Raw genomic sequence first — 26,441 nt, forward strand, 5'->3', positions numbered from 1 at the left:
AATTAGCCGCGTGGCTGCTGCCAGTGCGGCAGTGCGCACTTTAATTTATTGTTAATAACAGGTCGTAATCCTTGAACGTTATCCCGCAATCCACCGGCGAAAATTTAACAACTCAGACCGGTGCCAGCGAAAGGCTGGTGTGGCAGCGCGCCGATCTCACCGTCGCGCAGCCCGACTGGCTGGCAGACGAAGTGCCCGTTGCCCTGGTTTATAACGGCATCTCCCACGTAGTGATGATGACCACGCCGAAAGATTTAGAGGCGTTCGCTATCGGCTTTTCCCTCTCGGAAGGCATTATTGACGCACCGGGCGATATTTTTGGCCTGGACGTGGTGCCGGGCTGTAACGGTATCGAGGTGCAGATCGAGCTTTCCAGTCGTCGCTTTATGGCACTGAAAGAGCAGCGTCGTGCGCTGGCGGGACGGACGGGCTGCGGCGTATGCGGCGTTGAGCAGCTGGAGCAGATTGGCAAGCCAGTGCAGCCGCTGTCTTTTACCCAGACGTATGATCTGGCGCAGCTGGACCGCGGTCTGAGCCAGCTGAAAAATTATCAACCGGTGGGCCAGCAAACCGGCTGCACCCATGCGGCGGCCTGGTTACGCCCTGACGGGGAACTGGCGGGTGGCTGCGAAGATGTGGGCCGCCACGTCGCGCTGGATAAGCTGCTTGGCTATCGCAGCCGCGCGGAGTGGGGCGACGGCGCGGTGCTGGTTTCCAGCCGCGCCAGCTATGAGATGGTGCAGAAGTCCGCCATGTGCGGCGTCGAGATCCTGTTCGCCGTCTCGGCGGCGACGCGTCTTGCTGTCGAAGTAGCGGAACGCTGCAACCTTACGCTGGTGGGCTTTAGCAAGCCGGGGCGCGCCACGGTTTATACCCATCCGCAGCGCCTGCGTTAGCGGGACAAAGCGGCCCGTGTCGCTGCCCTGTGAGGAGAGGGGGACGCTGGCGAGAAAGCGGTTGCTGACCGCGCTTTACGGCGATGAACCGCTGCTCTTCCATGCATTGCCGGTGACGCTGAAGCCGCGCAGCAGTACCGGCGGTCTGTAAAAACAACAGGTTGTTTATAACAGATTTATCAAAACCTTATGTTTAATAGGGCATTGATTACCCTTTTCCGGATCATGAATTTAACTATAATGGTTCGACTGCTTACGCGGCACGCCATCGGGCGCCGCCGCCCAAATATGAAATGGAGAGGAAGAACATGAGTTATTCACTGCCATCATTGCCTTACGCCTACGACGCACTGGAACCGCACTTCGACAAGCAGACGATGGAAATCCATCACACCAAACACCACCAGACCTACGTTAACAACGCTAACGCCGCGCTGGAAGGTACTGAATTCGCTGACCTGCCGGTTGACGAGCTGATCACCAAACTGGATCAGGTTCCGGCAGACAAAAAAACCGTGCTGCGCAACAATGCCGGCGGTCACGCTAACCACAGCCTGTTCTGGAAAGGCCTGAAAATCGGCACCACGCTGCAGGGCGACCTGAAAGCGGCTATCGAAAAAGATTTCGGCAGCTTTGAGAAATTCCAGGAAGAGTTTGAGAAAGCCGCTGCTACCCGCTTTGGTTCAGGCTGGGCGTGGCTGGTGAAAAAAGGCGACAAACTGGCTGTGGTTTCTACCGCTAACCAGGACAACCCGCTGATGGGCGAAGCAATTTCTGGCGCGTCTGGCTACCCGATTCTGGGCCTGGACGTGTGGGAGCACGCCTACTACCTGAAGTATCAGAACAAACGTCCTGACTACATCAAGGCGTTCTGGAACGTGGTGAACTGGGACGAAGCCGCTGCGCGTTTCGCCTCTGCAAAATAAGTTTGTCCGTTTAACAGCAAAAACCGGTGAAGCGATTCGCCGGTTTTTTTATGGTTGTAATAGCGATAATTAAACCGAAGCTAAACATGCGCGCAGTTGTTTTTTAACCTTTCACGATATTAACCTTCCGTTGAATTTCACACAGGTAGGCTAAATAACATTCCACAAGAGAATGTTACATCATGTCTATTATAACTACTCCTGCGCCGGCCCTTGAGTCGTCGGCTTCGCTGTTTTTTCGGTTAATCAGCGGAAAATTTACTCCGAATAAACTGTGGTTGAGTAAACGTTTTCGCCTGAAGTTCGCCCTGAGAACCCTGGCGTTTCCCGCGACGACGCTGCGTTATCTGAATCAGCTGTCGCAGCTGCCCGATTTGCACCAGGTCATGAGCGTGCAGGGATTACTGCCCGCTAAACTGCATCGTCCCTATCTACGCGCCGGGATCAGCGTGGCGGCACGTGCGCAGGCGATCCTTGACCACTATCAGCTGGTCGCGGCTTTGCAGAATCCCCGGCTGCGGCAGCTGTTGCAAAGTCCCGGTGATAATTTGCTGGCGACGCTGCGCGGCAAAAATGATGAAACCTTCGAGCTTTTCTCCTGCCCGGGACGTTTCGATCGCGAAGGCGAAATTACGCTGGTGCTGCGCTACCAGCATGAGGCGCTCGCCTCGCTCTCTTTTTCGCTGATTAATGAAGCGGGCCAGCGCACCTTGCTGATCGGCGGTTTACAGGGGCCGCGCAAACATATCTCTAACGAGGTGATCCGCGAGGCGACGAAAGCAGCGCACGGGCTGTTCCCCAAACGCATCGTTATGGAAGTGGTGTGTATGCTGGCGCAGCACTGCGCGGCGGAGAACATTGCCGCCGTTGGCGATACCACGCATGTGTTCCGCAGCCTGCGCTATCGCCACAGCAAGAGCGATTATTTCTTTGCCAGCTACAGCGAGTTCTGGACATCGCTCGGCGGCGAAGCGCGCAAAGATGCGCTCTATAAGCTGCCACTCAGTATGCCGCGCAAAGGGCTGGAGGAGATCGCCAGCAAGAAACGGGCAGAGTATCGTCGACGTTACGAATTGCTTGATGCGCTGGCGCAGCAGGTATCAGCTGCCGTCGGCCAGCGCGGAGAGGATCAGGCGGCCGCCTGATCCCGGGCTCAGAACGGCTTCTTCGCGAAGCCTGTCATCACCTTCAGACCCATTTCGCGGCCCAGCGCGGTCATCGGATGCACGACCACCAGGCCGCGTACGCTCTTCTTCAGCGTGCCCATGTCGGCCTGCTCTTTTTTGGTAATCTCGCGGCTGAACGGCAGATTTTGCAGCTTCTGCGCCTCCTGGCTCAGCTTATCGTCGCGCTTGTCGCGCAGACGCTCGATCTCCGTAACCAGCGTCTCTTTCTCTTTCAGCAGCGCGCCCAGCTTCTCGGCGTCGCCTGACTCCAGCAGCTGCGGCTCTTTGCGGTTCAGGGCGTCCAGCTGATCGCTCAGACGTTTAATCTCGGCTTTTTCTTGCTCTTTCATGGCGAAAACTCGTTGTGGAAAACAGGCAAAGGATACACGAAAAGCGGCACAGATTCGCGCGCGTCGATGGAGCGGGGCGCCTGAATCTCAGGCGCCGGGACGTTTGAACGCCTGTTTCAGGCTGATGCGCGAGATGAGTTCAGTCAGAGAGAGCACCATGGTCGAGCGCACCATCTGCAGATAGCGCTGTTGCTGCATGGCACGCAGCTCGGCGTCGTCGGGATGAAAGTCCGGTTTCGGCGGCCACGCAACCACACAGTGCAGTTCGCCGAACGGGCCGAGTATCTCATCGTCAGTAAAACGGTAGTCGCCCTGATCGTGATTCAGCTCTTCGCGCAGCGCCAGCAGCAGCTCACAATCTTCATACTCATGGCGGTTGATAACGCCCAGACCGTAGATAAGCTTGAGGCGCACCGGCAGCTCGCCGAGCGGACCATCGCCCAGCAGCAGCGGCTCAACCGCATATTTCACCGCGTAGTCGTCCTTGCGAAATACCTGCAGCACCAGCAGATTGACTGCTTCAGCCAACAGTTCGACGGCAGCGATCAGGAAGCTTCTCACCGAACGTCCGGCGTTCAGGCGCTCAAGCACCCGGTTTTCAAAAGCTTGCTTCTCTTCCATTGTCGCCTGCAGAATTCTGATACCCTCAACGGGCGCAGCGTCGCTGCGCCCGTACCGCTTGTGCGTGACCAACACGCGACTGTTATGCCATCGCGTTGTACGCGCTGACCGCCGCCGCCACTACGTCGCTATCGGCATCCAGACCCGATACCTGCGCCAGCGTCGCCTGTGGGCCTTTCTCATTAATCAGCGCTTCCAGCTCCTGAGCCTGCGGATCCTGTGCGCTGCGGTAGTGCATTGCAGCGGCGATACCCTGCACCAGATTCGCGTTCGGCAGCTGATACTCCAGCGTGCCCAGCGTGGGCTTAATCAGACGATCGCCCGCGCTCAGCTTACGCAGCGGCTGACGGCCTACGCGCTCCACGTCATCCTTCAGGTAAGGATTTTCGAAGCGGCCAAGGATTTTCTCGATATAGGCGGCGTGCTTGTCGGCGTCGAAGCCGTAGCGCTTGATCAGTACTGCGCCGCTCTCTTCCATTGCGCCTTTGACTACCGCGCGGATTTTCTCATCCAGAATAGCGTCGCGAATAGTCTGATGTCCGGCGAGCTGGCCAAGATAGGCGGTAATCGCGTGGCCGGTGTTCAGGGTAAAGAGCTTGCGCTCGACGAAAGCCATCAGGTTATCGGTAAGCTCCATACCTGCGATAGTGGGCAGCTCGCCTTTGAACTGAGTTTTATCGACAATCCACTCGCTGAAGGTTTCAACAGTCACTTCCAGCGGATCGTTGCTGCCCGCTTCGGACGGCGGCACGATACGGTCTACGGCAGAGTCAACGAAGCCGACATGCTGCTCGACCCAAGCGTGGTGCTGCTCCGGCAACGCTTTCAGCACATGCTGTTTTAGCTGGCTGGTGCCGCGCACCATGTTTTCACAGGCGATAATATTGAGCGGCCGGTCGTTGCCTGCTTCCTGACGTTTCGCCAGGCCTTTCGCCACGCTGCCCGCGATGCGCTCAAGGATCTGCGGGCCGACTGCGGTAGTCACCAGATCAACGTCCGCCACCAGTGCGATAATATCGTCGCTGGTACTGTTGACGGCGCTGACGCCCTTCACGATTTCCACTTTTGCCTGCTCGCCAACCACATGTACTGGATATTCATGACGCGCGTTCAGTGCATCCAGCACCACCTGGTTGACATCGGCAAACACCAGCTCAATGCCTGCATCCGCCAGCAGTTTGCCGATGAAACCACGACCGATATTACCTGCTCCAAAATGTAACGCTTTCATAATATTGACCCATATCAAATGACGATGGGGCGGGCATGCCCGCCCCGGAAATCGGGACGGGCTTACCCGCCCCAGGGAAAATCACGCAGGACGTTTAGGCGGTCGCCGGGCTGCCCGACAGCAGATCCAGCACTTCCTGCACGCTGTTGGTGTGCGCCAGCTTCTCGATGACGCTTTCGTCGTCCAGCGCATTCGTCAGGCTGGTGATGACCTGGATGTGCTCATTGTTACGCGCCGCGATGCCAATGACCAGACGCGCCACGTCATCCGCATCCTCGCCGAACAGCACGCCCTGCGGATACTGACAGAACACCACGCCCGTTTTCAATACGCGATCTTTCGCTTCCACCGTGCCGTGCGGCACCGCAATTGACTCGCCCAGGTAGGTTGGGGTGAGCTGTTCACGCGCCAGCATCGCCTCCACATATTCCGGCTGAACGTAGCCGCCTTTTACCAGCTGCTCGCCGGCGAAGCGGATCGCCTGCTCTTTATTGCTGGCGCTCAGGCCGAGGAAGACGTTGTCCGCGCCCAGTTTGAACAGATGGGCGTTGCTGGAGTCGTAGCTGTCCGCCAGCGCGGTCTGTACGGTTTCGCGGTGCGCTACGCTACGGTTCGCCGCAATCAGGCGATCGGTCAGGTTGGTGTAGAGCGCACTGTCGAGGAAGTTATTCAGCGAGATATGCTGCGCCTGCGGTGCCTGACGCATTGCGCGTTCGGTGAGGTCGCGGTGGGTAATCACCAGATCGACATCGCCCGGCAGCGAGTTAATCGCGCTGTTGGTGACAGAGACATTCGTCAGTCCCGCATCCTGCACTTTCTTACGCAGCACGCCGGCGCCCATCGCGCTGGAACCCATGCCGGCGTCACAGGCGACGATGATTTTACGCACATGGCTGACATCAACACTGTTGGCGTCAGCTACGACCGGCGCGCCCGCTACAGCCTGGCCTTTAGACTGCGCTTTCATCTCCTGCATGCGTTTAGTCGCCGCTTCGATATCGTCTTCTTCTTTAACTTTGCTGGTTTTCAGCAGAATAGAGGAGACGACGAAGGAGACGGCAAAGGCCGCGATAATCGCCGCGATGTTGGCGAAGTAGGCACCTTTCGGCGTCATCGCCAGCACGGCCAGGATTGAGCCTGGAGAAGCCGGAGAGACCAGACCGCCATTAAGCAGCGTCAGGGTGAAGACGCCGGTCATGCCGCCCAGAATTACCGCCAGCAGCAAACGCGGTGCCATCAGCACGTACGGGAAGTAGATTTCGTGAATACCGCCGAGGAAGTGGATGATCGCCGCGCCGCCCGCAGACTGTTTAGCGCTGCCGCGGCCAAAGAGCATATAAGCGACCAGCACGCCCATACCCGGGCCTGGGTTTGCTTCAATCAGGAAGAAGATTGATTTGCCCGCTTCACTTGCCTGCTGGATGCCCAGCGGCGAGAAGATGCCGTGGTTAATGGCGTTATTGAGGAACAGGATTTTCGCCGGCTCAACAAAAATCGAGGTCAGCGGCAGCAGGTTGTGCTGCACCATCAGGTTGACGCCTGCGGCGAGAATATGCGACAGGCCTTCTACCAGCGGACCGATAGCCAGAAACGCCAGCAGCGCCAGCAACATGCCGATAATGCCGGCAGAGAAGTTGTTGACCAGCATTTCGAAGCCGCTTTTGATTTTACCGTCAACGGCGCGGTCGAAGGATTTGATCGCCCAGCCGCCCAGCGGACCGGCAATCATTGAGCCAAGAAACATCGGCATATCGGCGCCGACGATCACACCCATCGTCGTGATCGCGCCGACCACGCCGCCGCGATCGCCACCAACCAGACGACCACCGGTGAAACCGATCAGCAGCGGCAGCAGATAGGTGATCATCGGGCCGACCAGCTTCGCCAGCGTCGCGTTAGGAATCCATCCGGTTGGGATGAACAGCGCAGTGATGATACCCCATGCGATAAACGCACCGATGTTAGGCATCACCATATTACTCAGAAAGCGACCAAAGCTCTGAACCTTGACCTTGACTGATGAGGACATAAAGCCACCCCTTATCGAGACGCGCTGCAATAAGAGAGCGCGTTTGTTTTTGTTAAGCCAGCACGGCGGCAAGCCGTCGCTATTACTGTATGCACGCGGACTCTATCACGTGAATATGACGCTGCGTAGCGGTCGGCCTAAGTGTGATGCAGATCACCTAATTTGGGTGGGGGCAGGGGGCATTTTAGTGAGTCAGATCACAGAATAAACGTGTAAAAAAAACACAATGGCTGTTTTTTCGCCGCAAAACCGGCCTAAATGTGAAGAACATCACGTTTATGGGTGGTTGGTTTGTTTCATTTATGTGACTATGATCACAAACTATTTTTGGTCGAAAATGCGCCAGATCACACTCCTGACGAGGTGCTTATCGGGCTGGCGAAAATCTGAAAGGAAGCGACGCGGAAGAAGCCGGGGCAAGCCTGAGGCTCGCCCCGGAAGAGGTGTTACTGCAAACCGCTCTGAACGGCGGTCTGTGCCTGCGTTAATGCCTGCGCATTGGCGGAGATGGTGCTCATCAGGGCGTTATATTGCGTTACCTGATCCGGCGTCGGGAACTGCACGGCATTGTTGTTGAAGCTCACGCGCGGTCCCTGCTGCTGCAGGAAGTCGCCCGCCTGCGCCGCGCCCTGGCTCAGCGCCTGCAGCTTCGGCAGCAGCGGCACCAGCTGACTGGCTGGCTGCGTCACGACTTTATCGTAAACGGTGTCGTAAACTTTTTTCAGATCCTCTTCCTGCTTAAGGGCGGCTTTGCTGCTGTCCGCCTGCATTTTGGCGCTCTCCAGCTGCTGCGTTACAATGACCAGCGCGCCGTTCGCCTGGCGGAGCGCGTCACGGCGCGTCAGGTAATCCTGCGGAACGTGGATCGCCGACAGCTCATCGACGACCGGGCGCATGCCCTGATCTATCGCTTTATTCACCTGCTGGGAAAAACCATAAAGAATGGCGTAGTCGCCTGCATATTTACCAAAATTCTGCTTCTGACTTTCGCTCAGGCTTGGCAGGTGTTCGCCGCTGCGCATGACGGTATTTTGCAGGAAGTCGATAAAGGCTTTGCGCTGATCGCCCTCTTTGTCGCCGCACGCGGTGAGGTTAAGCACCAGCAACGCGGCGCCGAGCAACATGCCGGTACGCATCCAGATGCGAGAAATTCCTGATGCCATAAGGCAACTCCTGTAAATGAGAATGTGGATAACTGAGGAATGGTCCTAAAGAATAGAGCAAAGTAGCGCCCAGGCACAACGCTCGCAAGCGCGAAACAGGCAGCAGAACAGAGGTTTCCGGGCAGGGGGCCTGCCCGGGAGTGGTCAGGAAGATTAACCGGTGTTGCGCATACCCGCCGCTACGCCCGCGATGGTCACCATCAGCGCCTGCTCGACGCGCGGATCGACCTCTTCGCCGCGCGCTTCCTGGGCGCGTGAACGCTGCAGCAGCTCCGCCTGCAACACGTTGAGCGGATCGGTGTAGACGTTGCGCAGCGCGATCGACTCGGCTATCCACGGCTGATCCGCCATCAGATGCGCGTCGTTGGCGATGGTCAGCACTGCTTTAATGTCGGCGTCAAGCTGGTCGCGTAGCTGTTTGCCCAGCGGCCACAATGTTTTGTCCACCAGACGCTGATCGTAATATTCCGCCAGCCACAGGTCAGCTTTGGCGAACACCATTTCCAGCATTCCCAGACGCGTAGAGAAAAATGGCCAGTCGCGGCACATCGCTTCCAGCTGATCCTGATGGCCCTCCTCCATCGCTTTTTGCAACGCTGCGCCCGCGCCGAGCCAGGCGGGTAGCATCAGGCGGTTCTGTGTCCAGGCGAAGATCCAGGGAATGGCGCGCAGCGACTCGACGCCGCCGGTCGGGCGACGCTTGGCCGGACGTGAACCGAGCGGCAGTTTGCCCAGCTCCTGCTCCGGCGTGGCAGAGCGGAAATAGGGCACGAAGTCGGGATTTTCGCGTACGTAGCCGCGATACATAGCGCAGGAGTGCGCCGAAAGCTGGTCCATAATGCTGTGCCACTCTTTCTTCGGCTCCGGCGGTGGCAGCAGGTTAGCTTCCAGAATCGCGGCGGTGTAGAGCGACAGGCTGGCGATCGTGACTTCCGGCAGGCCATATTTAAAGCGGATCATTTCGCCCTGTTCGGTCACGCGCAGGCCGCCTTTCAGGCTGCCTGGCGGCTGCGACAGCAGCGCCGCATGGGCAGGCGCGCCGCCGCGACCAATACTGCCGCCGCGTCCGTGGAACAGCGTCAGCGCGATGCCGGCTTTCTCGCAGGTTTTGATAAGCGCGTCCTGCGCCTGATACTGCGCCCAGCTGGCGGCCATTACGCCGGCGTCTTTCGCCGAGTCGGAATAGCCAATCATCACCATCTGTTTGCCCTGGATAAAACCGCGATACCAGTCGATGCTCAGCAGCTGGCTCATCACGTCGTTGGCGTTGTTGAGGTCGTCGAGGGTTTCAAACAGCGGCGCGACCGGCATGGCGAAGGTGATGCCCGCTTCTTTCAGCAGCAGATGCACAGCCAGCACGTCGGACGGGGTTTTCGCCATGGAAATTACGTAGGCCGCGATAGAGCCTTGCGGCGCCTCGGCAGCGACGCGGCAGGTCTCCAGCACTTCGCGCGTTTCGTCGCTCGGCTCCCAGTGACGTGGCAGCAGCGGCCGTTTGGAATTCAGCTCGCGCACCAGGAAAGCCTGTTTATCCGCTTCCGACCAGCTTTCATAGTCGCCGAGGCCGAGATAGCGGGTCACTTCAGCAATCGCTTCGGTATGACGCGTACTCTCCTGACGCAGATCGATGCGCACCAGCGGCACGCCGAAGCACTTCACGCGGCGCAGCGTATCCAGCAGCTGACCGTTGGCGATAATGCCCATGTCGCACTGCTGCAGCGACTGGTAAATGGCATAAAGCGGCTCCCACAGCTGATCGTTGGAAACCAGCAGATCGGCCGGGCGCGGCAGACGCTCGCCTTTCAGGCGGCGTTCAAGCCAGGATTGCGTTGTAAGCAGCTGGCTACGCATACGCTTCAGAATGACGCGGTAAGGCTCAATCGCCTCTGGATCGCCGCACAGCTCGCGCACCTCTTCGCTGCATTCAGACATTGAAAGCTCAGAAATCAGCACGCCGATATCGCGTAAAAAGAGATCGGCGGCTTTCCAGCGGCTGAGCTGCATGGCGTGGCGCGTCACTGTGGCGGTAACGTTCGGGTTGCCGTCGCGGTCGCCACCCATCCAGGAGGTGAATTTTACCGGCACGAAATCTACCGGCAGTTTGACGCCGAACGCCTCTTCAACCTGTTCGTTCAGCTCGCGCAGAAAAGCAGGCACGCCTTCCCACAGGCTGTTCTCCACCACGGCGAAGCCCCATTTAGCTTCGTCGATCGGCGTCGGACGGTATTTACGGATCTCATCGGTGTGCCACGCCTGCGCCACCAGTTGACGCAGGCGGCGCATAATCTGGTTGCGTTCATAGTCTGAGATATCGCTGTGATCGAGCTGCTTCAGGCAGCTGTTTACCTCGACCAGTTTATGGATCAGCGTGCGGCGAGTGATCTCTGTCGGGTGCGCAGTCAGCACCAGCTCCAGCGACAGCGACTCGATCGCTGCGCGAATATCGCTCTCGCTAACGTCAGGCTGCTGCTTAAGGCGATCGAAGGTGGTTTTCAGCAGTTCGGGATGGTTCGCGCCATCGCCGCTGCGTGAAATGGTCTGATACTGTTCGGCGACGTTGGTCAGGTTAAGAAACTGGCTAAAAGCGCGCGCGACAGGCAGCAGTTCGTCGTTCGACAGATTTTGCAGCGTGTTAAGCAGTTCCTTGCGATGAGTGTCATTTCCCGCACGGGATGACTTTGAGAGTTTGCGGATAGTTTCCACCCGGTCGAGGATGTTCTCTCCTAGTGCATCCTTGATCGTATCCCCGAGCAGTTTGCCGAGCATACTGACATTACTTCGCATTGCGGAATATTGTTCGTTCATGTGACCCTGACACCCTTATCGTCTTTTTAAACTTCTACACCCACAGCGCGCGGCAAAGCCGGAACTGCATGAGTAATCACCCACCGGGCATAACATCGGCTTTTATCTAGCCACGTAAACCTGGCTGCGTCAATGCGCTTGAACGCCCGGTAACATGCATCTAACTAGCGGAAATTCAAAGATTTTAATTTGACGGGAGCGGGATAAGTTATTCTTATCAACAAATCCCGCGTTTAGACCAGGAAATTTACTTTCTTAACAGTGAATTGCCCTGTTTATTGCGTATCAGTGGCAAAAATGCTGTACAACCTGCGCGATCAGCGATCGAGTCGGCTTAATAAATGCGGTATCGATAAATTCATCAGGCTGGTGCGCCTGGTTGATCGATCCCGGTCCCAGAACCAGCGTCGGACACAGCTCCTGGATAAAAGGCGCTTCGGTGCAGTAGTTGACGACCTCGGTCGGCGTGCCGAGCAGTTTTTCCACCACGGCGACCAGTTCGTGATTGGCCGGACATTCGTAGCCCGGAATCGGCGGGTGCAGCTCGCCGACGGTGAGGCGTCCTGGCCAGCGTGCGCTAACCGGTGCCAGTGACTCGTTCAGCAGCCCTTCCAGATCGCTTAGCGTCAGGCCCGGCAGCGGACGAATATCCATGTGCAGCTCGCAGCATGCGCAGATGCGGTTCGCCGCGTCGCCGCCGTGAATATGGCCGAAGTTCATGGTGGGATAAGGGATCGCGAAACCGTCGTGGTGATAGCGCTCTTTCAGGGTATTGCGCAGCTGCATCAGATGACCGATAGCATCGTGCATCAGCTCGATGGCGTTGACGCCGCGCGCCGGATCGCTGGAGTGGCCCGACTGGCCCTGTACGCGGATAACGTGCGACAGATGGCCTTTGTGCGCGCGCACCGGCTTCAGCGAGGTCGGCTCGCCGATAATCGCGCAGTCGGGGCGAATGTTCGCCGTTTCAGAAAAATATTTCGCACCCGCCATAGTGGTTTCTTCATCAGCAGTGGCAAGAATATAGAGCGGCTTGCTGAGTTTGCTGACGTCGACATCGCGCAGCGTGTCGAGAATAAAGGCGAAGAAGCCTTTCATATCGGCGGTGCCCAGCCCGTAGAGCTTGTTGTCGTGCTCCGTCAGGGTAAAGGGATCGCGCGTCCAGCGCCCGTCGTCGAAAGGCACCGTGTCGGTATGTCCCGCCAGCAGCAGGCCACCCGCGCCGCTGCCGGTGCGCGCCAGCATATTGAATTTATGGCGCGTGCCTGGCACGGGCTGCACTTCAACGCTGAAGCCCAGGTCGCGAAACCAGCCTGCCAGCAAATTGATTAAAGTTTCATTGCTCTGATCCAGCGCCGCATCGGTCGCGCTGATGGTCGGAGTCGCGATCAGCTGGCGGTAGAGTTCGATAAAAGGCGGTAATTTTGTCTTCACTGTTGACGGTCCTTGAGTTAGGATGTATCAATATTCATGCAGTAATAGTGAATAAAAATACATTAACGCCGGTTGGCTGGGAAGCAGAAATCCTCCGCAAACGGCATCGTGGGCAACGGGGCAAGGCCGCGACCCGGAACGTGTGACTGTAAAAAGGTATACAGCCTGATGTTGAATACGCTGATCGTTGGCGCCAGTGGTTACGCTGGCGTAGAGCTCGCCACCTTCCTCAATCGTCATCCACATATGAACATAACCGCTTTGGCGGTTTCAGCGCAAAGCCCGGATGCCGGAAAGCGTCTGTCGGATCTGCATCCGCAGCTGAAAGGCGTGGTGGATCTGCCGCTGCAGCCGTTGAGCAGCGCGGCCGAGTGGGCGGACAAGGTTGATGTGGTGTTTCTGGCGACCGCGCATGAAGTCAGTCACGATCTGGCGCCAGCCTTCCTCGACGCGGGTTGCGTCGTGTTCGACCTCTCCGGCGCGTTCCGCGTTAACGACAGCGAATTTTATCAGCGCTATTACGGCTTCACTCATCAGCACGGCGACTGGCTTGATAAAGCGGTTTACGGTCTGGCGGAGTGGAACCACGACAAAGTCAAAGAGGCGCAGCTGGTGGCGGTGCCGGGTTGCTATCCCACCGCGGCGCAGCTGGCGCTTAAACCGCTGGTCGACGGCGAGCTGCTTAACGCCGATCAGTGGCCGGTGATCAATGCCACCAGCGGCGTAAGCGGCGCAGGACGCAAGGCGAGCGTTACCACCAGCTTTTGCGAAGTGAGTCTGCAGCCATACGGTCTGTTTACCCATCGTCACCACCCGGAGATTGTCGCGCATCTCGGCGCGCCGGTGATTTTTACGCCGCATCTCGGCAACTTCCCGCGCGGCATTCTGGCGACCATCACCTGTCGCCTGAAGCCGGGCGTCAGCCATGACGACGTCGCGGCAGCATTTCACCGCGCCTACCACGACAAGCCGCTGGTGCGCGTCTATGAGCAGGGCGTGCCGGCGCTGAAAGCGGTTATCGGCCAGCCGTTCTGCGATATCGGCTTCGCGGTGCAGGGCGAGCATCTGATCGTCGTCGCGGCGGAAGATAATTTGCTGAAAGGCGCCGCCTCGCAGGCGGTGCAGTGTATGAATATTCGCTTCGGCTTCCCTGAAACGCAGTCACTGATTTAACGGACAAGGATGCATATGACAACTCCATTAATTATCAAACTGGGCGGCGTGCTGCTCGACAGCGAAGAAGCGCTGGCGCGGCTGTTCGATGCACTGCTGGCCTGGCGTAGCGCGCATCAGCGCCCGCTGATGATCGTTCACGGCGGCGGCTGCGTGGTTGACGAGCTGATGAAAAAGCTTTCGCTGCCGGTGAAGAAGAAGAACGGCCTGCGCGTAACGCCTGCCGACCAGATCGACATTATTACCGGTGCGCTGGCGGGTACGGCCAATAAAACCCTGCTCGCCTGGGCGAAAAAATATGGCATTAAAGCGGTCGGCCTGAGTCTGGGCGACGCCGATCTGGTCAGCGTGGCGCAGCTTGATGAAGAGCTGGGACACGTCGGCCACGCCGAACCGGGCGATCCAGCGCTGATTAACACGCTGCTGGCCGCAGGCTATATGCCGATCGTCAGCTCTATCGGCATTACCGACGGCGGCGAGCTGATGAACGTCAATGCCGACCAGGCGGCGACCGCGCTGGCGGCCACGCTGGGCGCCGATCTGGTGCTGCTCTCCGACGTGAGCGGCATCCTCGACGGCAAAGGCCAGCGCATCGAAGAGATGACGGCCGCAAAAGCGGAGCAGCTGATCGCGCAAGGCATCATTACTGATGGCATGATTGTAAAAGTAAACGCGGCGCTCGACGCGGCGCGTACGCTGGGCCGCCCGGTGGATATCGCCAGCTGGCGCCACGCGGAGCAACTGCCTGACCTGTTTAACGGCGTGTCGATCGGCACCCGGATCCTCGCTTAACGACTTAGATTTAGGATGACGACATGAGCACGCAAAATATCAAAAAAATCGTACTGGCATATTCCGGCGGCCTGGATACTTCCGCCATTATTCCCTGGCTGAAAGAGAACTACGGCGGCTGTGAAGTGGTGGCGTTCGTGGCGGATATCGGCCAGGAGCGTAGCGATCTGGAAGGCGTTGAGAAGAAAGCGCTGCAGTCTGGCGCGTCTGAGTGCCACGTTGTCGATTTGCGTGAAGAGTTTATCAGCGACTACGTTTACCCGGTGCTGCAGACCGGTGCACTCTATGAAGGCACCTATCTGCTGGGTACCTCAATGGCGCGTCCGATTATCGCCAAAGCCCAGGTCGAACTGGCGCTGAAAGTGGGCGCAGACGCGCTGTGCCACGGCGCGACCGGCAAAGGTAACGACCAGGTGCGTTTCGAGACCACCTACACCGCGCTGGCGCCGCAGCTGAAAGTGGTCGCGCCGTGGCGTGAATGGAACCTGCGCTCGCGTGAAGCGCTGCTGGACTATCTGAAAGAGCGCAACATTCCAACCACCGCGTCGCTGGAAAAAATTTACAGCCGCGACGAGAACGCCTGGCATATCTCTACCGAAGGCGGCGTGCTGGAGAGTCCGTCTAACGCACCGAACAAAGATTGCTGGGTATGGACCGTTGATCCGCTGGAGGCGCCGGATCAGCCGGAAAACGTCACCGTTACTGTGGAAAAAGGACGCGTTGTGGCGGTGAACGGCGAAAGGCTGAGTCCGTTCCAGTGTCTGGAAGCGCTCAACGCTATTGGCGCGAAGCACGGCGTGGGCCGTATCGACATCGTGGAAAACCGTCTGGTGGGCATCAAGTCGCGCGGCTGCTACGAAACTCCTGGCGGCACCATTATGGTGAACGCGCTGCGCGCGGTTGAGCAGCTGGTGCTGGATCGCGACAGCTTCAAATGGCGCGAGCAGCTGGGTCATGAGATGTCTTACGTTGTCTACGACGGCCGCTGGTTCGCGCCGCTGCGTAAGTCAATCCAGGCCGCCGCCGAGTCGCTGGCTGAAGAGGTAAACGGCGAAGTGGTGCTGCAGCTCTATAAAGGTCAGGCGACGGCGATTCAGAAACGCTCCTCTAACAGCCTCTACTCAGAAGAGTTCGCCACCTTCGGCGAAGACGAGGTTTACGATCACCGTCATGCAGGCGGCTTTATCCGTCTGTTCTCGCTCTCTTCGCGCATTCGCGCCCTGAACGAGCAGAAGAAGTAATAGCTGGCGAGGCGTACGCCTCGCCCAACCAGATTTCGCAGGGGCGGCTTCGGGCCGCCTCTTGTTTAAGGATTGAAAGGAGTTTCACATGGCACTTTGGGGCGGACGTTTTACCCAGGCAGCAGACCAACGTTTCAAACAGTTCAACGATTCGCTGCGCTTCGACTATCGTCTGGCGGAGCAGGATATTGTCGGCTCCATCGCCTGGTCCAAAGCGCTGGTGACGGTCAACGTGCTGAGCGGCGACGAGCAGCAGCAGCTGGAGCAGGCGCTTAATGCGCTGCTGACCGAGGTGCAGGCGAATCCGGAGCAGATTCTGCAAAGCGACGCCGAAGATATTCACAGCTGGGTTGAAGGCCAGCTGATCGAAAAAGTCGGCGCGCTGGGCAAAAAGCTCCATACCGGCCGCAGCCGTAACGATCAGGTCGCGACCGATCTGAAACTCTGGTGCAAAGCGCAGGTTGAGGTGCTGCTGGGCGCCACGCGCGAACTGCAGCAGGCGCTGGTGGCGACCGCCGAAGCGAATCAGGATGCGGTCATGCCGGGCTACACGCATCTGCAGCGCGCGCAGCCGGTTACCTTCGCGCACTGGTGCCTGGCCTATGTTGAGATGCTGGCGCGTGACGAAAGCCGTCTGCAGGATACCCTGAAGCGCCTCGACGTCAGCCCGCTCGGCTGCGGCGCGCTGGCGGGCACCGCCTACGAAATCGATCGCGAGCAGCTGGCTGGCTGGCTGGGCTTCGCCTCCGCGACCCGCAACAGTCTGGATACCGTTTCCGATCGCGACCATGTGCTGGAGTTGCTGTCTGACGCCTCTATCGGCATGGTGCATCTGTCGCGCTTCGCAGAAGATTTAATTTTCTTCAATACCGGCGAGGCGGGCTTCGTGGAGCTGTCTGACAAGGTAACCTCCGGCTCGTCGCTGATGCCGCAGAAGAAAAACCCGGACGCCCTGGAGCTGATCCGCGGCAAATGCGGCCGCGTGCAGGGCGCGCTGACCGGCATGATGATGACGCTGAAAGGACTGCCGCTCGCCTACAATAAAGATATGCAGGAAGACAAAGAGGGGCTGTTCGACGCGCTCGATACCTGGCTGGACTGCCTGCATATGTCGGCGCTGGTGCTGGACGGCATTCAGGTGAAACGTCCACGCTGCCAGGAAGCGGCAGAGCAGGGCTACGCCAACTCGACCGAGCTGGCCGACTATCTGGTGGCCAAGGGCGTGCCCTTCCGTGAAGCGCACCATATCGTGGGCGAAGCGGTAGTCGAAGCGATCAAACAGGGCGTGGCGCTGGAAGCGCTGTCGCTGGCGCAGCTAAAGCAGTTCAGTGCGACCATTGAAGAGGACGTTTATGCCATTCTGGCGCTACGCTCTTGTCTGGAAAAACGGAATGCGAAAGGAGGCGTCGCGCCGCAACAGGTCGCGTCCGCCATCGCCGAGGCGAAACAGCGTCTCGCCTGATCGACAGGCAAAAAAAAGGCGGGCAACAATTGCCCGCTAACCTCTAGCTTCGGAATTTCATTTTTTATTTTAGGCACATCATCAGAGGGCCAGCGCTCCGGCTGACACTGTGATTCTTTTACGCTGACAGCAGGTACTGCTCCAGATCGTCGCTGCCGCCGATATGACGACCGCCGATAAAGACCTGCGGCACCGTGGCGCGGCCTGAAACGGCGCGCAGGCTGACGGTGGTAGCATCCTGACCCAGCACAATCTCTTCGAACGGCATGTTGTTATCGATCAGCATCTGTTTCGCTTTGGTGCAGAACGGACAGCCTGGTTTGGTAAAGAGCGAGACGGACTCCTGCACTTTGAATTCTGGCGCCAGATAGCGCAGCAGGGTGTCGGCGTCAGAGACCTCAAAGGGATCGCCCGGCTTGTTCGGCTCAACGAACATCTTCTCAATTACGCCGTTACGCACCAGCATCGAATAACGCCATGAGCGCGCGCCAAAACCAACGTCTGATTTCTCGACCAGCATCTCCATCCCGCGCGTAAACTCGCCGTTGCCGTCCGGAATAAAGGTAATGTTTTCCGCGCGCTGCTCTGCTTTCCATGCGTTCATCACAAAGATGTCGTTAACCGACACGCACAGGATGCTGTCAACGCCATGCTGCGCAAATACGCTGTAGAGCTCGTTATAGCGCGGCAAATGACTTGAAGAGCAGGTGGGCGTAAAGGCGCCCGGCAGCGAAAAAACGATAACCGTCTTGTCTTTGAACAGCTCATCTGTAGTGACGTCTACCCAGCGATCGCCCTGGCGGGTGTGAAATACGACCTGCGGAACGGCTTTACCTTCCTGAGTTGCAAACATATTTTCTCCTTAAGAGCGAATCGCCTGAATTTGCTGCGTGCATTATTCTCATCATTGCTTGATAGGGCTAATCGTTCATTGCTATCCTATCTATCGCCACGGGCTATCGTGGTCTGGAGGATAACAATGAACATTCGCGATCTTGAATATCTGGTTTCGCTTGCTGAGCATCGCCATTTCCGCCGTGCGGCGGACGCATGCCACGTCAGCCAGCCAACGCTGAGCGGACAGATCCGCAAGCTGGAAGATGAGCTGGGCGTTATGCTGCTGGAGCGAACCAGCCGTAAAGTGTTGTTCACCCAGGCGGGCATGCTGCTGGTCGATCAGGCACGCACCGTGCTGCGGGAAGTTAAAGTATTAAAAGAGATGGCGAGCCAGCAGGGCGAAGCCATGTCCGGTCCCCTGCATATCGGGCTGATCCCTACCACAGGTCCCTATCTGCTGCCGCAAATTATTCCTATGCTGCACCAGACTTTCCCCAAGCTTGAGATGTATCTGCACGAGGCTCAGACGCAGCAGCTGCTGGCGCAGCTCGACAGCGGCAAGCTCGACTGCGCGATTCTGGCGCTGGTCAAAGAGAGCGAGGCCTTTATTGAGGTGCCGCTGTTCGACGAGCCGATGAGGCTGGCGGTTTATCAGGATCACCCGTGGCACGATCGCGATCGCGTCCCGATGTCCGATCTGGCGGGCGAAAAGCTGCTTATGCTGGAAGATGGCCACTGCCTGCGCGATCAGGCGATGGGCTTTTGCTTTGAAGCGGGCGCTGACGAGGATACGCATTTCCGCGCCACCAGCCTGGAGACGCTGCGCAATATGGTCGCGGCCGGAAGTGGCATCACGCTGCTGCCCGCGCTGGCGGTGCCGCAGGAGCGCGTGCGCGACGGCGTATGCTATCTGCCGTGTTATAAGCCTGTGCCGCAGCGCACTATCGCGCTGGTCTATCGTCCCGGTTCGCCTCTGCGCAGCCGCTATGAGCAACTGGCAGAAGCGATTCGCACGCACATGCAAGGCTATCTCAACACCACGTTAAAACAGGCGGTTTAAGCCGTTCAACGCGGCCACGCGATAGGCTTCGGCCATGGTGGGGTAGTTAAAGGTGGTATTTACGAAGTACTCAATCGTATTGCCGCCGTTTTTCTGCTCCATAATCGCCTGTCCGATGTGAATGATTTCGGCCGCGCGCTCGCCAAAGCAGTGAATGCCCAGGATCTCTTTGGTTTCGCGGTGGAACAGAATTTTCAGGCTGCCCACGTTCATGCCGACAATCTGCGCGCGCGCCAGATGCTTAAACTGCGCGCGGCCCACTTCATAAGGCACTTTCATCGCCGTCAGCTGCTGCTCGGTTTTGCCCACGGAGCTGATTTCCGGAATGGTATAGATACCGGTCGGGATATCTTCCACCAGGTGCGCGCTGGCTTCGCCTTTGATAATCGCCTGTGCGGCGATGCGGCCCTGATCGTAGGCGGCTGACGCCAGGCTCGGGTAGCCGATCACGTCGCCCACCGCATAGATATGCGGCTGCGCAGTCTGATACATGCTGTTTACCTTTAGCAGGCCGCGTCCGTCCGCCTCCAGCCCGACATTCTCCAGCGCCAGCGAATCGGTGTTGCCGGTACGGCCGTTAGCGTAGAGCAGGCAGTCAGCTTTCACTTTTTTGCCTGACTTCAGGTGCATAATAACGCCGTCGTCAACGCCTTCGATTTTCTCAAACTCTTCGTTATGGCGGATCACGACGCCGCTGTTCCAGAAGTGGTAAGAGAGCGAATCTGACATCTCCTGATCGAGAAACGCCAGCAAACGGTCGCGGGTGTTGATGAGATCGACCTTGACGTTCAGCCCGCGGAAAATCGATGCATATTCACAGCCGATCACACCCGCGCCGTAGATAATGACGTGGCCCGGTTCGTGATGCAGATTAAGGATAGAGTCGGAGTCGTAAATGCGCGGGTGGGTAAAATCGACATCTGCCGGATGATAAGGACGGGAGCCGCAGGCAATAACGAATTTCTCCGCCGTCAGGCGCTCGCGCGTGCCGTCATAGTGCTCGACTTCAATTGTATTGGCATCGATAAAGTGGGCGTTGCCCTGAAAGAGTTCGCAGCGATTGCGCTCGTAAAAGCCCTGACGCATCGCGGTCTGCTGGCTGATGACGTTTTCCGTATGGTTAAGGATATCAGCGAACGAGGAGCGCAGCAGTCGGGTGTGATCGCTGTAGAGCGGGTTTTGGTTGAATTCGATAATGCGGCTGACTGCATGGCGAAGCGCTTTGGAGGGAATGGTGCCCCAGTGGGTACAACCGCCGCCGATGTTATGGTAGCGTTCGATCACTGCAATGCGCGCTCCCTGCTTCACCAGGCCCATGGCTGCACCTTCACCTCCAGGACCGGAGCCAATCACGATGGCATCGTAATCGTAAGACTTTTGCATACCAGTACGTCCTATTTTCTATACATTTTTACAACGAGATTCTAACATCTCGCCGCGCACTTCTGAATTCTAACAGCGAAATTCCCCTCCGTTTGACAAAGAGTGAGGTTAACAGGCGGTCACAAACTTTGCCCTTATGTACGCTGAAATTTTGTTATAGTGCCTCTTCAACTCGTCACAAGGCAGAGAGAATGGGCGTCAGAGCGCAACAAAAAGAACGTACAAGACGTACGCTGATCGAAGCGGCATTTAGCCAGCTTAGCGCCGAACGCAGTTTTGCCAGTTTAAGTTTGCGTGAGGTTGCCAGGGAGGCCGGTATCGCGCCCACCTCTTTTTATCGTCATTTTAAGGATGTCGATGAGCTTGGTTTGACGATGGTCGATGAGAGCGGTTTGATGCTGCGCCAGCTGATGCGTCAGGCGCGTCAGCGTATTGCTAAAGGCGGCAGCATAATTAAAACCTCGGTCTCCACCTTTATGGAGTTTATCGGCAACAATCCCAACGCGTTTCGGCTGCTGCTGCGCGAGCGTTCCGGCACTTCCGCCGCGTTTCGTGCCGCCGTCGCGCGTGAAATTCAGCATTTTATCGCCGAACTGGCGGACTACCTTGAGGTGGAAAACCGCATGCCGCGCAGCTTTACCGAGGCGCAGGCGGAAGCGATGGTAACTATTGTCTTTAGCGCAGGCGCGGAAGCGCTGGATGTCGATATCGAACAGCGACGCAAGCTGGAAGATCGCCTGGTGCTGCAGCTGCGCATGATCGCTAAGGGCGCTTATTACTGGTATCGCCGTGAGCAGGAGCGGCTGGCGGTTACCCTGGAAAAAACCGAAGAGTAAACGATAAGGATAAGCCATGACACAACCGACCTCCCGCGATAAAGGCACCCTGCTGCTGGCTTTTATTACCGGCTTAGCGATTAACGGCTCATTTTCCGTGCTGTTTAGCGCCTTTGTTCCTTTTTCTATCTTTCCGATTATCGCGTTAGGCCTTGCGGTCTGGAGCCTGCACCAGCGTTATCTGAACCGCAATATGCCGGACGGCATGCCGGGTCTGGCAGCGGCGTTTTTCCTGCTGGGCATTCTGGTGTATAGCGCGCTGGTGCGCGCCGAGTATCCGGATATCGGCTCTAACTTTATTCCGACGCTGCTGATGGTGGCGCTGGTGTTCTGGATCGGCGTTAAGATGAAGCGTCGTAAGAACAACGACTGACAGACAAACGGGAACCTGAGGTTCCCGTTTTATTTGGTGGTCGATCGCGCCAGCGCCATGCGTTTTTGTCGCTGGCGCGGGCCGCTTTGCTCTTCCGCCCGCACCACCTGCGTTTTGCGTGAGTCTGCGCGTACTTTACTTATCGTTTTTACGCGTCAGCCACACGCCGCACTCCATATGGTGCGTATAGGGGAACTGATCGAACAGCGCCAGACGGGATACCTCATGCGTCTGCGCCAGCGTTTGCAGGTTGTCGCACAGCGTCTCGGGATTGCAAGAGATATAAAGGATACGCGGATAGGCCTGCACCATCTTCACCGTCTCCTCATCCAGACCGCTGCGCGGCGGATCGACAAAGATGGTTTCGCATTCATAGCTCTTCAGGTCGATGCCCTGTAAGCGATTAAAGCTGCGTACGCCGTTCATCGCCTGGGTAAACTCTTCCGCCGCCATGCGGATAATCTGCACGTTATCGATCTGGTTGGCTTCGATATTAAACTGCGCCGCCGCGACCGAAGGCTTGGCGATCTCCGTCGCCAGCACGCGGCGGAAATTGCGCGCCAGCGCCAGCGAAAAGTTGCCGTTGCCGCAGTAGAGCTCCAGCAAATCGCCGCGCGATCCCTGGGTCACGTCCAGCGCCCACTCCAGCATCTGAATATTCATCGCCGCATTGGGCTGCGTGAAGCTGTTCTCTACCTGTCGGTAGATCATTTCGCGGCCCGCCACCGGCAACCGCTCGTCGATAAAATCGCGGTCGAGACAAATTTTGGTTTTCGTGGCGCGGCCGATCAGCTGCACCGCATAGCCCTGCGCGCGCAGCGCGTCGCGCAGGGCGCTCGCCGCCTCAATCCAGTCCGCTTCCAGCTTACGGTGGTAAAGCAGCGAGATAACAATCTCATTGCTCATCGTCGAGAGATAGTCGATCTGAAACAGCTTGTGGCGCAATACGCGGTTATCGCGGATCGCCGCGATCATTTCCGGCATCAGCGCGTTAATCAGTTCGCTGGCGGCGGGAAAACGATCGACGCGAATACGCTGCCGCGTCGCCTGATCGAAGATGATGTGATAAATATCGTCGCCATCGTGCCAGAGGCGAAACTCCGCGCGCATCCGGTAGTGGCTGACCGGCGAGCGAAACACCTCCACTTCAGGCGCGGCGAACGGCGTCATCATCGTCTGTAAACGGCTGACTTTCTCGGCCAGTTGCGCGTCGTACTGTTCGGTCGGGAGATGTTCGGGTGTCATGAGCGATCCTGGTTAATAGCAAACTTGCCGGGCGATTGTAGGCATTCACCTGGCGTTGTCCAGTCCTGCGCGCACCAGGAGGATGGAAGTCTGGACTTCCATTAAGACTCCTGTAGACTGCGTGCGCCGGCCTCAGCCTGAGTTAATAGGGAATCCAGTGCGAATCTGGAGCTGACGCGCAGCGGTAAGGAATGTCGTGGCGATCGCCTTGCAGACACTGTCCAGCTGGATGGGAAGTCTTCGCCATTTATGGTTCCCAGCCCGAAGACCTGCCGGTGTGACGTCGCAACTCGTACGGTCATCGCGTGCTATCGATCGTATGCCTGCGGCATCCTGCTTCGTCTTTTGGATGCTCATAAAAATGAAAAAACATTCCGCTTCGCTGTTCGCGTTTAGCGCAACGGCGCTTGCTCTCTGGGCGCAACCTGGTTTCGCTCAGAATGATGATGATACGCAAGTTGTCACCGCTAACCGTTTCGCCCAGCCGGTATCCTCGGTGCTGGCACCAGCGACAGTAGTCACGCGCGCTGAGATTGACCGCTGGCAGGCGAAAAGCCTGACCGATGTGATGCGCCGTTTGCCTGGCGTCGATGTCGCGCAGAACGGCGGTATCGGGCAGAGCAGTTCGCTGTTTATTCGCGGCACCAATTCCAGCCATGTCCTGATCCTGATTGACGGCATTCGCCTCAACCAGGCGGGTATCTCTGGCTCTTCCGATCTCAGCCAGATTCCGCTTTCGCTGGTGCAGCGTATCGAATATATCCGCGGCGCGCGCTCGGCGGTCTATGGTTCGGACGCTATCGGTGGTGTGGTGAATATTATTACCGGCCGCGCGCAGCCCGGTACCACGCTGACCGCAGGCGTCGGCTCAAAAGGCTATCAGTCTTATGACGGCTCGACGCAGCAGATGCTGGGCGACGCCACAACGCTGACGCTGGCTGGCAACTACACCTACACCCGCGGCTTTGACGTCGGCGCGGGCTACCCTAACGACTATGGTCCGGCGCAGGGCGACAGAGATGGTTTTATGAGTAAGACCCTCTATGGCAACCTTGAGCATCAGTTCAGCGATGAGCTGAGCGGCTTTGTGCGCGGCTATGGTTTCGACAACCGCACCGCCTATGATGGTTCCTACAGCTACGACAGCAGTTATACCCATATCCTCGGTCTCGCAGATACGCGCCAGCTTTATAGCCAGACCTGGGATACCGGCCTGCGTTTCAATCGGGATATCTATTCGACGCAGCTGATCGCCAGCTACAGCCGCACCAAAGATATCAATTACGATCCGCGCAATGGCCGTTATGGCGACGCCTCTACTTTTGACGACGTTACGCAGTACAACCTGCAGTGGGGCAATACCGTACAGGTTGGGCAGGGCGCGATTAGCGGCGGCGTCGACTGGCAAAAAGAGACTACCGAACCGGGCACCAACTATCTGGCGGATGGGTATGAGCAGCGCAACACCGGCGTCTATCTGACCGGGCAGCAGCAGTTCGGCAGCGTCACCCTGGAAGGGGCGGTGCGCGGCGACGACAATAACCAGTTCGGCTGGCACAACACCTGGCAAACCGCCGCCTCCTGGGAGTTTATTTCAGGCTACCGCGTCTTCGCCTCCTACGGCACCGCCTTTAAGGCGCCGAACCTGTCCCAGGTGTATAGCCCAGGCTATGGCAACCCCGATCTCGATCCGGAAAAGAGCAAGCAGTGGGAAGGGGGCTTCGAAGGGCTGACCGGACCGGTTAACTGGCGGGTATCGGGTTACCGTAATGACATTGATAACCTTATCGACAGCGATCCGACCACCTATCGCTACTACAACATCAATAAAGCGCGTATTAAAGGCATTGAGGCGACCGCTTCGTTCGATACCGGCCCGCTAGGCCATCAGATCTCCTACGACTACGTCGATGCGCGCGACGGCGAGACCGATGAACAGCTGGTGCGCCGCGCAAAACAGCAGGTTAAGTATCAGCTCGACTGGACGATTTATAACCTTGACTGGTCGGTCACCTACCATTATCTGGGCGACCGGTTTGATAATGACTTCAACAGCTATCCAACCCGCCGCGTAAAACTGGGCGGCGTGAGCCTCTGGGATCTCGCGGTGTCGTATCCGGTCACATCTCAGCTGACGGTTCGTGGTAGAATTGCCAACCTGTTTGATAAAGATTACGAGACAGTGTATGGCTATCAAACTCCAGGAACGGAGTATTACCTCAGCGCCAGCTACAGCTTCTGATCTGCGTCCTACCGTGCTGGTGTTTGACTCCGGCGTGGGTGGGCTCTCTGTCTATGATGAGGTCCGGCAGCTGCTGCCGGACCTGCATTATCTCTACGCTTTCGATAACGCTGGCTTTCCTTATGGGGAGAAGAGCGAAGAGTATATTGTCGAGCGCGTCGTTGATATCGTCGGCGCGATTGCCAGTCGTCATCCGCTTTCTCTTTGCATTATCGCCTGCAATACCGCCAGTACGGTCTCCTTGCCGGCGCTGCGCGCGCGCTTCGACTTTCCCGTCGTCGGCGTTGTGCCCGCGATTAAGCCGGCGGCGCGTCTGACGCGTAACGGCGTGGTGGGTCTGCTGGCGACGCGCGCGACGGTGCGTCGTCCTTATACGCACGATCTCGTGGCGCAGTTTGCGACCTCTTGCCGAATTGCCATGCTGGGTTCGGCGGAGCTGGTGGAGCTGGCAGAGCAGAAGCTTCATGGGCAGGCTATTGCCCTGCAGGATGTACGGCAGGTTGTTCAACCCTGGCTGCGGATGGCGGAGCCGCCGGATACGGTCGTGCTGGGCTGCACGCACTTTCCTTTGCTGCGTGAAGAACTCCAGCAGGTATTGCCTGAAGGTACGCGTCTGATTGATTCAGGTGCGGCAATCGCTCGTCGAACGGCCTGGCTGCTGGAGCATGAGGCGCCTGGCGTGCGCTCTTCGCAGGCAAACTGCGCATTTTGCACCGAGCTTGACAGCGAAGCGCTGCAATTATCGCCGGTTCTACAGCGTTATGGCTTTCCTTCGCTGGAAAAAGTGGCGGTTTAAGGCTGTTTTGCTGAAAAAAACGACACTCGGAAATTAATTTGAAATTAGCACTTGTCAGCCGGAAAGAACTCCCTATAATGCGCCTCCACTGACACGGCACAACGGCTTACGGAATGCGGTGTTAAGTAAGATTCGGCAAGGTACGAATCGTCAGACAAGCAAAAATAAATGCTTGACTGATAAAGCGGAAAGCGTAATATACGCAGCCCGCGCCGCTGAATAATCGCGGCATGCTCTTTAACAATTTATCAGACAATCTGTGTGGGCACTCGCAGGACAGATATCAAAAAGTCCACGGACTTTAAAAATATCAAGTCTCAAGAGTGAACACGTAATTCATTACGAAGTTTAATTCTTTGAGCATCAAACTTAAATTGAAG

General features: G+C 57.6%; 23 protein-coding genes and 1 riboswitch. Of the genes, 13 read left to right on the forward strand and 10 right to left on the reverse strand.

Annotated elements, in window-relative coordinates; genetic code table 11:
* Positions 1–80: 80 nt before the first annotated feature.
* From fdhD to D7S44_RS19825, 4 genes are all read left to right on the forward strand, one after another.
* Positions 81–896, forward strand: coding sequence for a formate dehydrogenase accessory sulfurtransferase FdhD (gene fdhD, locus D7S44_RS19815; RefSeq protein WP_120457856.1), 816 nt, complete (start codon positions 81–83; stop codon positions 894–896).
* A gap of 16 nt (positions 897–912) precedes the next feature.
* Positions 913–1,047 carry a hypothetical protein gene (locus D7S44_RS24035; RefSeq protein ID WP_257026183.1) on the forward strand — a complete coding sequence of 45 codons (135 nt, stop codon included), beginning with the start codon at positions 913–915 and terminating at the stop codon, positions 1,045–1,047.
* Positions 1,048–1,204: 157 nt separating this feature from the next.
* Positions 1,205–1,822: a superoxide dismutase [Mn] gene (gene sodA / locus D7S44_RS19820; RefSeq protein ID WP_120457808.1), complete on the forward strand. Its 618-nt coding sequence runs from the start codon at positions 1,205–1,207 to the stop codon at positions 1,820–1,822.
* Positions 1,823–2,004: 182 nt separating this feature from the next.
* The gene (locus D7S44_RS19825) at positions 2,005–2,967 is read left to right on the forward strand and encodes a VirK/YbjX family protein (protein WP_120457810.1); all 963 of its coding nucleotides are present in this window, start codon (positions 2,005–2,007) and stop codon (positions 2,965–2,967) included.
* A gap of 8 nt (positions 2,968–2,975) precedes the next feature.
* On the opposite strand, the gene D7S44_RS19830 is transcribed toward D7S44_RS19825, so the two are convergent.
* The 7 genes from D7S44_RS19830 to argE form a co-directional block, all read right to left on the reverse strand.
* Positions 2,976–3,338 (reverse strand): YibL family ribosome-associated protein, encoded by a 363-nt coding sequence (locus D7S44_RS19830; RefSeq protein ID WP_120457812.1) that lies wholly within the window; start codon positions 3,336–3,338, stop codon positions 2,976–2,978.
* A gap of 87 nt (positions 3,339–3,425) precedes the next feature.
* Entirely contained in the window at positions 3,426–3,959 is a 534-nt protein-coding gene (locus D7S44_RS19835; protein WP_120457814.1) for an MltR family transcriptional regulator, read from the reverse strand.
* 82 nt (positions 3,960–4,041) lie between these two features.
* The gene (gene mtlD / locus D7S44_RS19840; RefSeq protein ID WP_120457816.1) at positions 4,042–5,190 is read right to left on the reverse strand and encodes a mannitol-1-phosphate 5-dehydrogenase; all 1,149 of its coding nucleotides are present in this window, start codon (positions 5,188–5,190) and stop codon (positions 4,042–4,044) included.
* A 94-nt stretch (positions 5,191–5,284) separates the two neighbouring features.
* Entirely contained in the window at positions 5,285–7,219 is a 1,935-nt protein-coding gene (locus D7S44_RS19845; protein WP_120457817.1) for a PTS mannitol transporter subunit IICBA, read from the reverse strand.
* A gap of 446 nt (positions 7,220–7,665) precedes the next feature.
* Complete coding sequence (locus D7S44_RS19850) at positions 7,666–8,382, reverse strand: DUF3053 domain-containing protein (RefSeq protein WP_120457820.1); 717 nt, start codon at positions 8,380–8,382, stop codon at positions 7,666–7,668.
* Positions 8,383–8,535: 153 nt separating this feature from the next.
* Complete coding sequence (gene ppc, locus D7S44_RS19855; protein WP_120457822.1) at positions 8,536–11,187, reverse strand: phosphoenolpyruvate carboxylase; 2,652 nt, start codon at positions 11,185–11,187, stop codon at positions 8,536–8,538.
* Between the two features lie 285 nt (positions 11,188–11,472).
* Complete coding sequence (argE, locus tag D7S44_RS19860) at positions 11,473–12,621, reverse strand: acetylornithine deacetylase (protein ID WP_120457824.1); 1,149 nt, start codon at positions 12,619–12,621, stop codon at positions 11,473–11,475.
* A 168-nt stretch (positions 12,622–12,789) separates the two neighbouring features.
* Between argE and argC the strand changes: the two genes are divergently transcribed.
* The 4 genes from argC (at position 12,790) to argH (ending at position 17,289) form a co-directional block, all read left to right on the forward strand.
* Positions 12,790–13,794: an N-acetyl-gamma-glutamyl-phosphate reductase gene (argC, locus tag D7S44_RS19865; protein WP_120457825.1), complete on the forward strand. Its 1,005-nt coding sequence runs from the start codon at positions 12,790–12,792 to the stop codon at positions 13,792–13,794.
* 15 nt (positions 13,795–13,809) lie between these two features.
* Positions 13,810–14,586: an acetylglutamate kinase gene (gene argB, locus D7S44_RS19870; RefSeq protein WP_120457827.1), complete on the forward strand. Its 777-nt coding sequence runs from the start codon at positions 13,810–13,812 to the stop codon at positions 14,584–14,586.
* Between the two features lie 23 nt (positions 14,587–14,609).
* Positions 14,610–15,827 carry an argininosuccinate synthase gene (locus D7S44_RS19875; protein ID WP_120457829.1) on the forward strand — a complete coding sequence of 406 codons (1,218 nt, stop codon included), beginning with the start codon at positions 14,610–14,612 and terminating at the stop codon, positions 15,825–15,827.
* A gap of 88 nt (positions 15,828–15,915) precedes the next feature.
* Complete coding sequence (gene argH / locus D7S44_RS19880) at positions 15,916–17,289, forward strand: argininosuccinate lyase (RefSeq protein ID WP_120457831.1); 1,374 nt, start codon at positions 15,916–15,918, stop codon at positions 17,287–17,289.
* Between the two features lie 118 nt (positions 17,290–17,407).
* Here the strand turns inward: argH and D7S44_RS19885 are convergent, their stop codons facing one another.
* Positions 17,408–18,142, reverse strand: coding sequence for a glutathione peroxidase (locus D7S44_RS19885; RefSeq protein WP_120457833.1), 735 nt, complete (start codon positions 18,140–18,142; stop codon positions 17,408–17,410).
* A 126-nt stretch (positions 18,143–18,268) separates the two neighbouring features.
* On the opposite strand from D7S44_RS19885, the gene oxyR reads away from it, so the two are divergent.
* Positions 18,269–19,186: a DNA-binding transcriptional regulator OxyR gene (oxyR, locus tag D7S44_RS19890; protein ID WP_120457836.1), complete on the forward strand. Its 918-nt coding sequence runs from the start codon at positions 18,269–18,271 to the stop codon at positions 19,184–19,186.
* Here the strand turns inward: oxyR and sthA are convergent.
* Positions 19,169–20,569, reverse strand: coding sequence for a Si-specific NAD(P)(+) transhydrogenase (gene sthA / locus D7S44_RS19895; protein WP_120457837.1), 1,401 nt, complete (start codon positions 20,567–20,569; stop codon positions 19,169–19,171). The two genes, oxyR and sthA, sit on opposite strands and share 18 nt — an antisense overlap.
* Positions 20,570–20,760: 191 nt before the next feature.
* On the opposite strand from sthA, the gene fabR reads away from it, so the two are divergent.
* Together fabR and D7S44_RS19905 are read left to right on the forward strand one after the other, a co-directional pair.
* The gene (gene fabR / locus D7S44_RS19900; protein ID WP_120457839.1) at positions 20,761–21,405 is read left to right on the forward strand and encodes an HTH-type transcriptional repressor FabR; all 645 of its coding nucleotides are present in this window, start codon (positions 20,761–20,763) and stop codon (positions 21,403–21,405) included.
* A gap of 16 nt (positions 21,406–21,421) precedes the next feature.
* Positions 21,422–21,778 (forward strand): YijD family membrane protein, encoded by a 357-nt coding sequence (locus tag D7S44_RS19905; protein ID WP_081140612.1) that lies wholly within the window; start codon positions 21,422–21,424, stop codon positions 21,776–21,778.
* 135 nt (positions 21,779–21,913) lie between these two features.
* On the opposite strand, the gene trmA is transcribed toward D7S44_RS19905, so the two are convergent.
* Positions 21,914–23,023, reverse strand: a complete 1,110-nt coding sequence (gene trmA / locus D7S44_RS19910) for a tRNA (uridine(54)-C5)-methyltransferase TrmA (protein WP_120457841.1) — start codon at positions 23,021–23,023, stop codon at positions 21,914–21,916.
* A 111-nt stretch (positions 23,024–23,134) separates the two neighbouring features.
* A riboswitch (cobalamin riboswitch) is annotated at positions 23,135–23,314 on the forward strand.
* Positions 23,315–23,384: 70 nt separating this feature from the next.
* On the opposite strand from trmA, the gene btuB reads away from it, so the two are divergent.
* Together btuB and murI are read left to right on the forward strand one after the other, a co-directional pair.
* Positions 23,385–25,265 carry a TonB-dependent vitamin B12 receptor BtuB gene (gene btuB, locus D7S44_RS19915; RefSeq protein WP_120457843.1) on the forward strand — a complete coding sequence of 627 codons (1,881 nt, stop codon included), beginning with the start codon at positions 23,385–23,387 and terminating at the stop codon, positions 25,263–25,265.
* Positions 25,210–26,061 carry a glutamate racemase gene (gene murI / locus D7S44_RS19920; RefSeq protein WP_120457845.1) on the forward strand — a complete coding sequence of 284 codons (852 nt, stop codon included), beginning with the start codon at positions 25,210–25,212 and terminating at the stop codon, positions 26,059–26,061. The genes btuB and murI overlap by 56 nt, the downstream gene beginning before the upstream one ends.
* Positions 26,062–26,441 lie beyond the last annotated feature (380 nt).

The sequence above is a fragment of the Pantoea piersonii genome, from assembly GCF_003612015.1.
Classification (GTDB): domain Bacteria; phylum Pseudomonadota; class Gammaproteobacteria; order Enterobacterales; family Enterobacteriaceae; genus Pantoea; species Pantoea piersonii.

Excerpts from the sequence above, each read along its gene's own strand:
- sodA (WP_120457808.1), top strand. The coding sequence starts at position 1,205 with ATGAGTTATTCACTGCCATCATTGCCTTACGCCTACGACGCACTGGAA.
- D7S44_RS19825 (WP_120457810.1), top strand. The coding sequence starts at position 2,005 with ATGTCTATTATAACTACTCCTGCGCCGGCCCTTGAGTCGTCGGCTTCG.
- D7S44_RS19830 (WP_120457812.1), bottom strand. The coding sequence starts at position 3,338 with ATGAAAGAGCAAGAAAAAGCCGAGATTAAACGTCTGAGCGATCAGCTG.
- D7S44_RS19835 (WP_120457814.1), bottom strand. The coding sequence starts at position 3,959 with ATGGAAGAGAAGCAAGCTTTTGAAAACCGGGTGCTTGAGCGCCTGAAC.
- mtlD (WP_120457816.1), bottom strand. The coding sequence starts at position 5,190 with ATGAAAGCGTTACATTTTGGAGCAGGTAATATCGGTCGTGGTTTCATC.
- D7S44_RS19845 (WP_120457817.1), bottom strand. The coding sequence starts at position 7,219 with ATGTCCTCATCAGTCAAGGTCAAGGTTCAGAGCTTTGGTCGCTTTCTG.
- D7S44_RS19850 (WP_120457820.1), bottom strand. The coding sequence starts at position 8,382 with ATGGCATCAGGAATTTCTCGCATCTGGATGCGTACCGGCATGTTGCTC.
- ppc (WP_120457822.1), bottom strand. The coding sequence starts at position 11,187 with ATGAACGAACAATATTCCGCAATGCGAAGTAATGTCAGTATGCTCGGC.
- argC (WP_120457825.1), top strand. The coding sequence starts at position 12,790 with ATGTTGAATACGCTGATCGTTGGCGCCAGTGGTTACGCTGGCGTAGAG.
- argB (WP_120457827.1), top strand. The coding sequence starts at position 13,810 with ATGACAACTCCATTAATTATCAAACTGGGCGGCGTGCTGCTCGACAGC.
- D7S44_RS19875 (WP_120457829.1), top strand. The coding sequence starts at position 14,610 with ATGAGCACGCAAAATATCAAAAAAATCGTACTGGCATATTCCGGCGGC.
- argH (WP_120457831.1), top strand. The coding sequence starts at position 15,916 with ATGGCACTTTGGGGCGGACGTTTTACCCAGGCAGCAGACCAACGTTTC.
- D7S44_RS19885 (WP_120457833.1), bottom strand. The coding sequence starts at position 18,142 with ATGTTTGCAACTCAGGAAGGTAAAGCCGTTCCGCAGGTCGTATTTCAC.
- oxyR (WP_120457836.1), top strand. The coding sequence starts at position 18,269 with ATGAACATTCGCGATCTTGAATATCTGGTTTCGCTTGCTGAGCATCGC.
- sthA (WP_120457837.1), bottom strand. The coding sequence starts at position 20,569 with ATGCAAAAGTCTTACGATTACGATGCCATCGTGATTGGCTCCGGTCCT.
- fabR (WP_120457839.1), top strand. The coding sequence starts at position 20,761 with ATGGGCGTCAGAGCGCAACAAAAAGAACGTACAAGACGTACGCTGATC.
- D7S44_RS19905 (WP_081140612.1), top strand. The coding sequence starts at position 21,422 with ATGACACAACCGACCTCCCGCGATAAAGGCACCCTGCTGCTGGCTTTT.
- trmA (WP_120457841.1), bottom strand. The coding sequence starts at position 23,023 with ATGACACCCGAACATCTCCCGACCGAACAGTACGACGCGCAACTGGCC.
- btuB (WP_120457843.1), top strand. The coding sequence starts at position 23,385 with ATGAAAAAACATTCCGCTTCGCTGTTCGCGTTTAGCGCAACGGCGCTT.
- murI (WP_120457845.1), top strand. The coding sequence starts at position 25,210 with ATGGCTATCAAACTCCAGGAACGGAGTATTACCTCAGCGCCAGCTACA.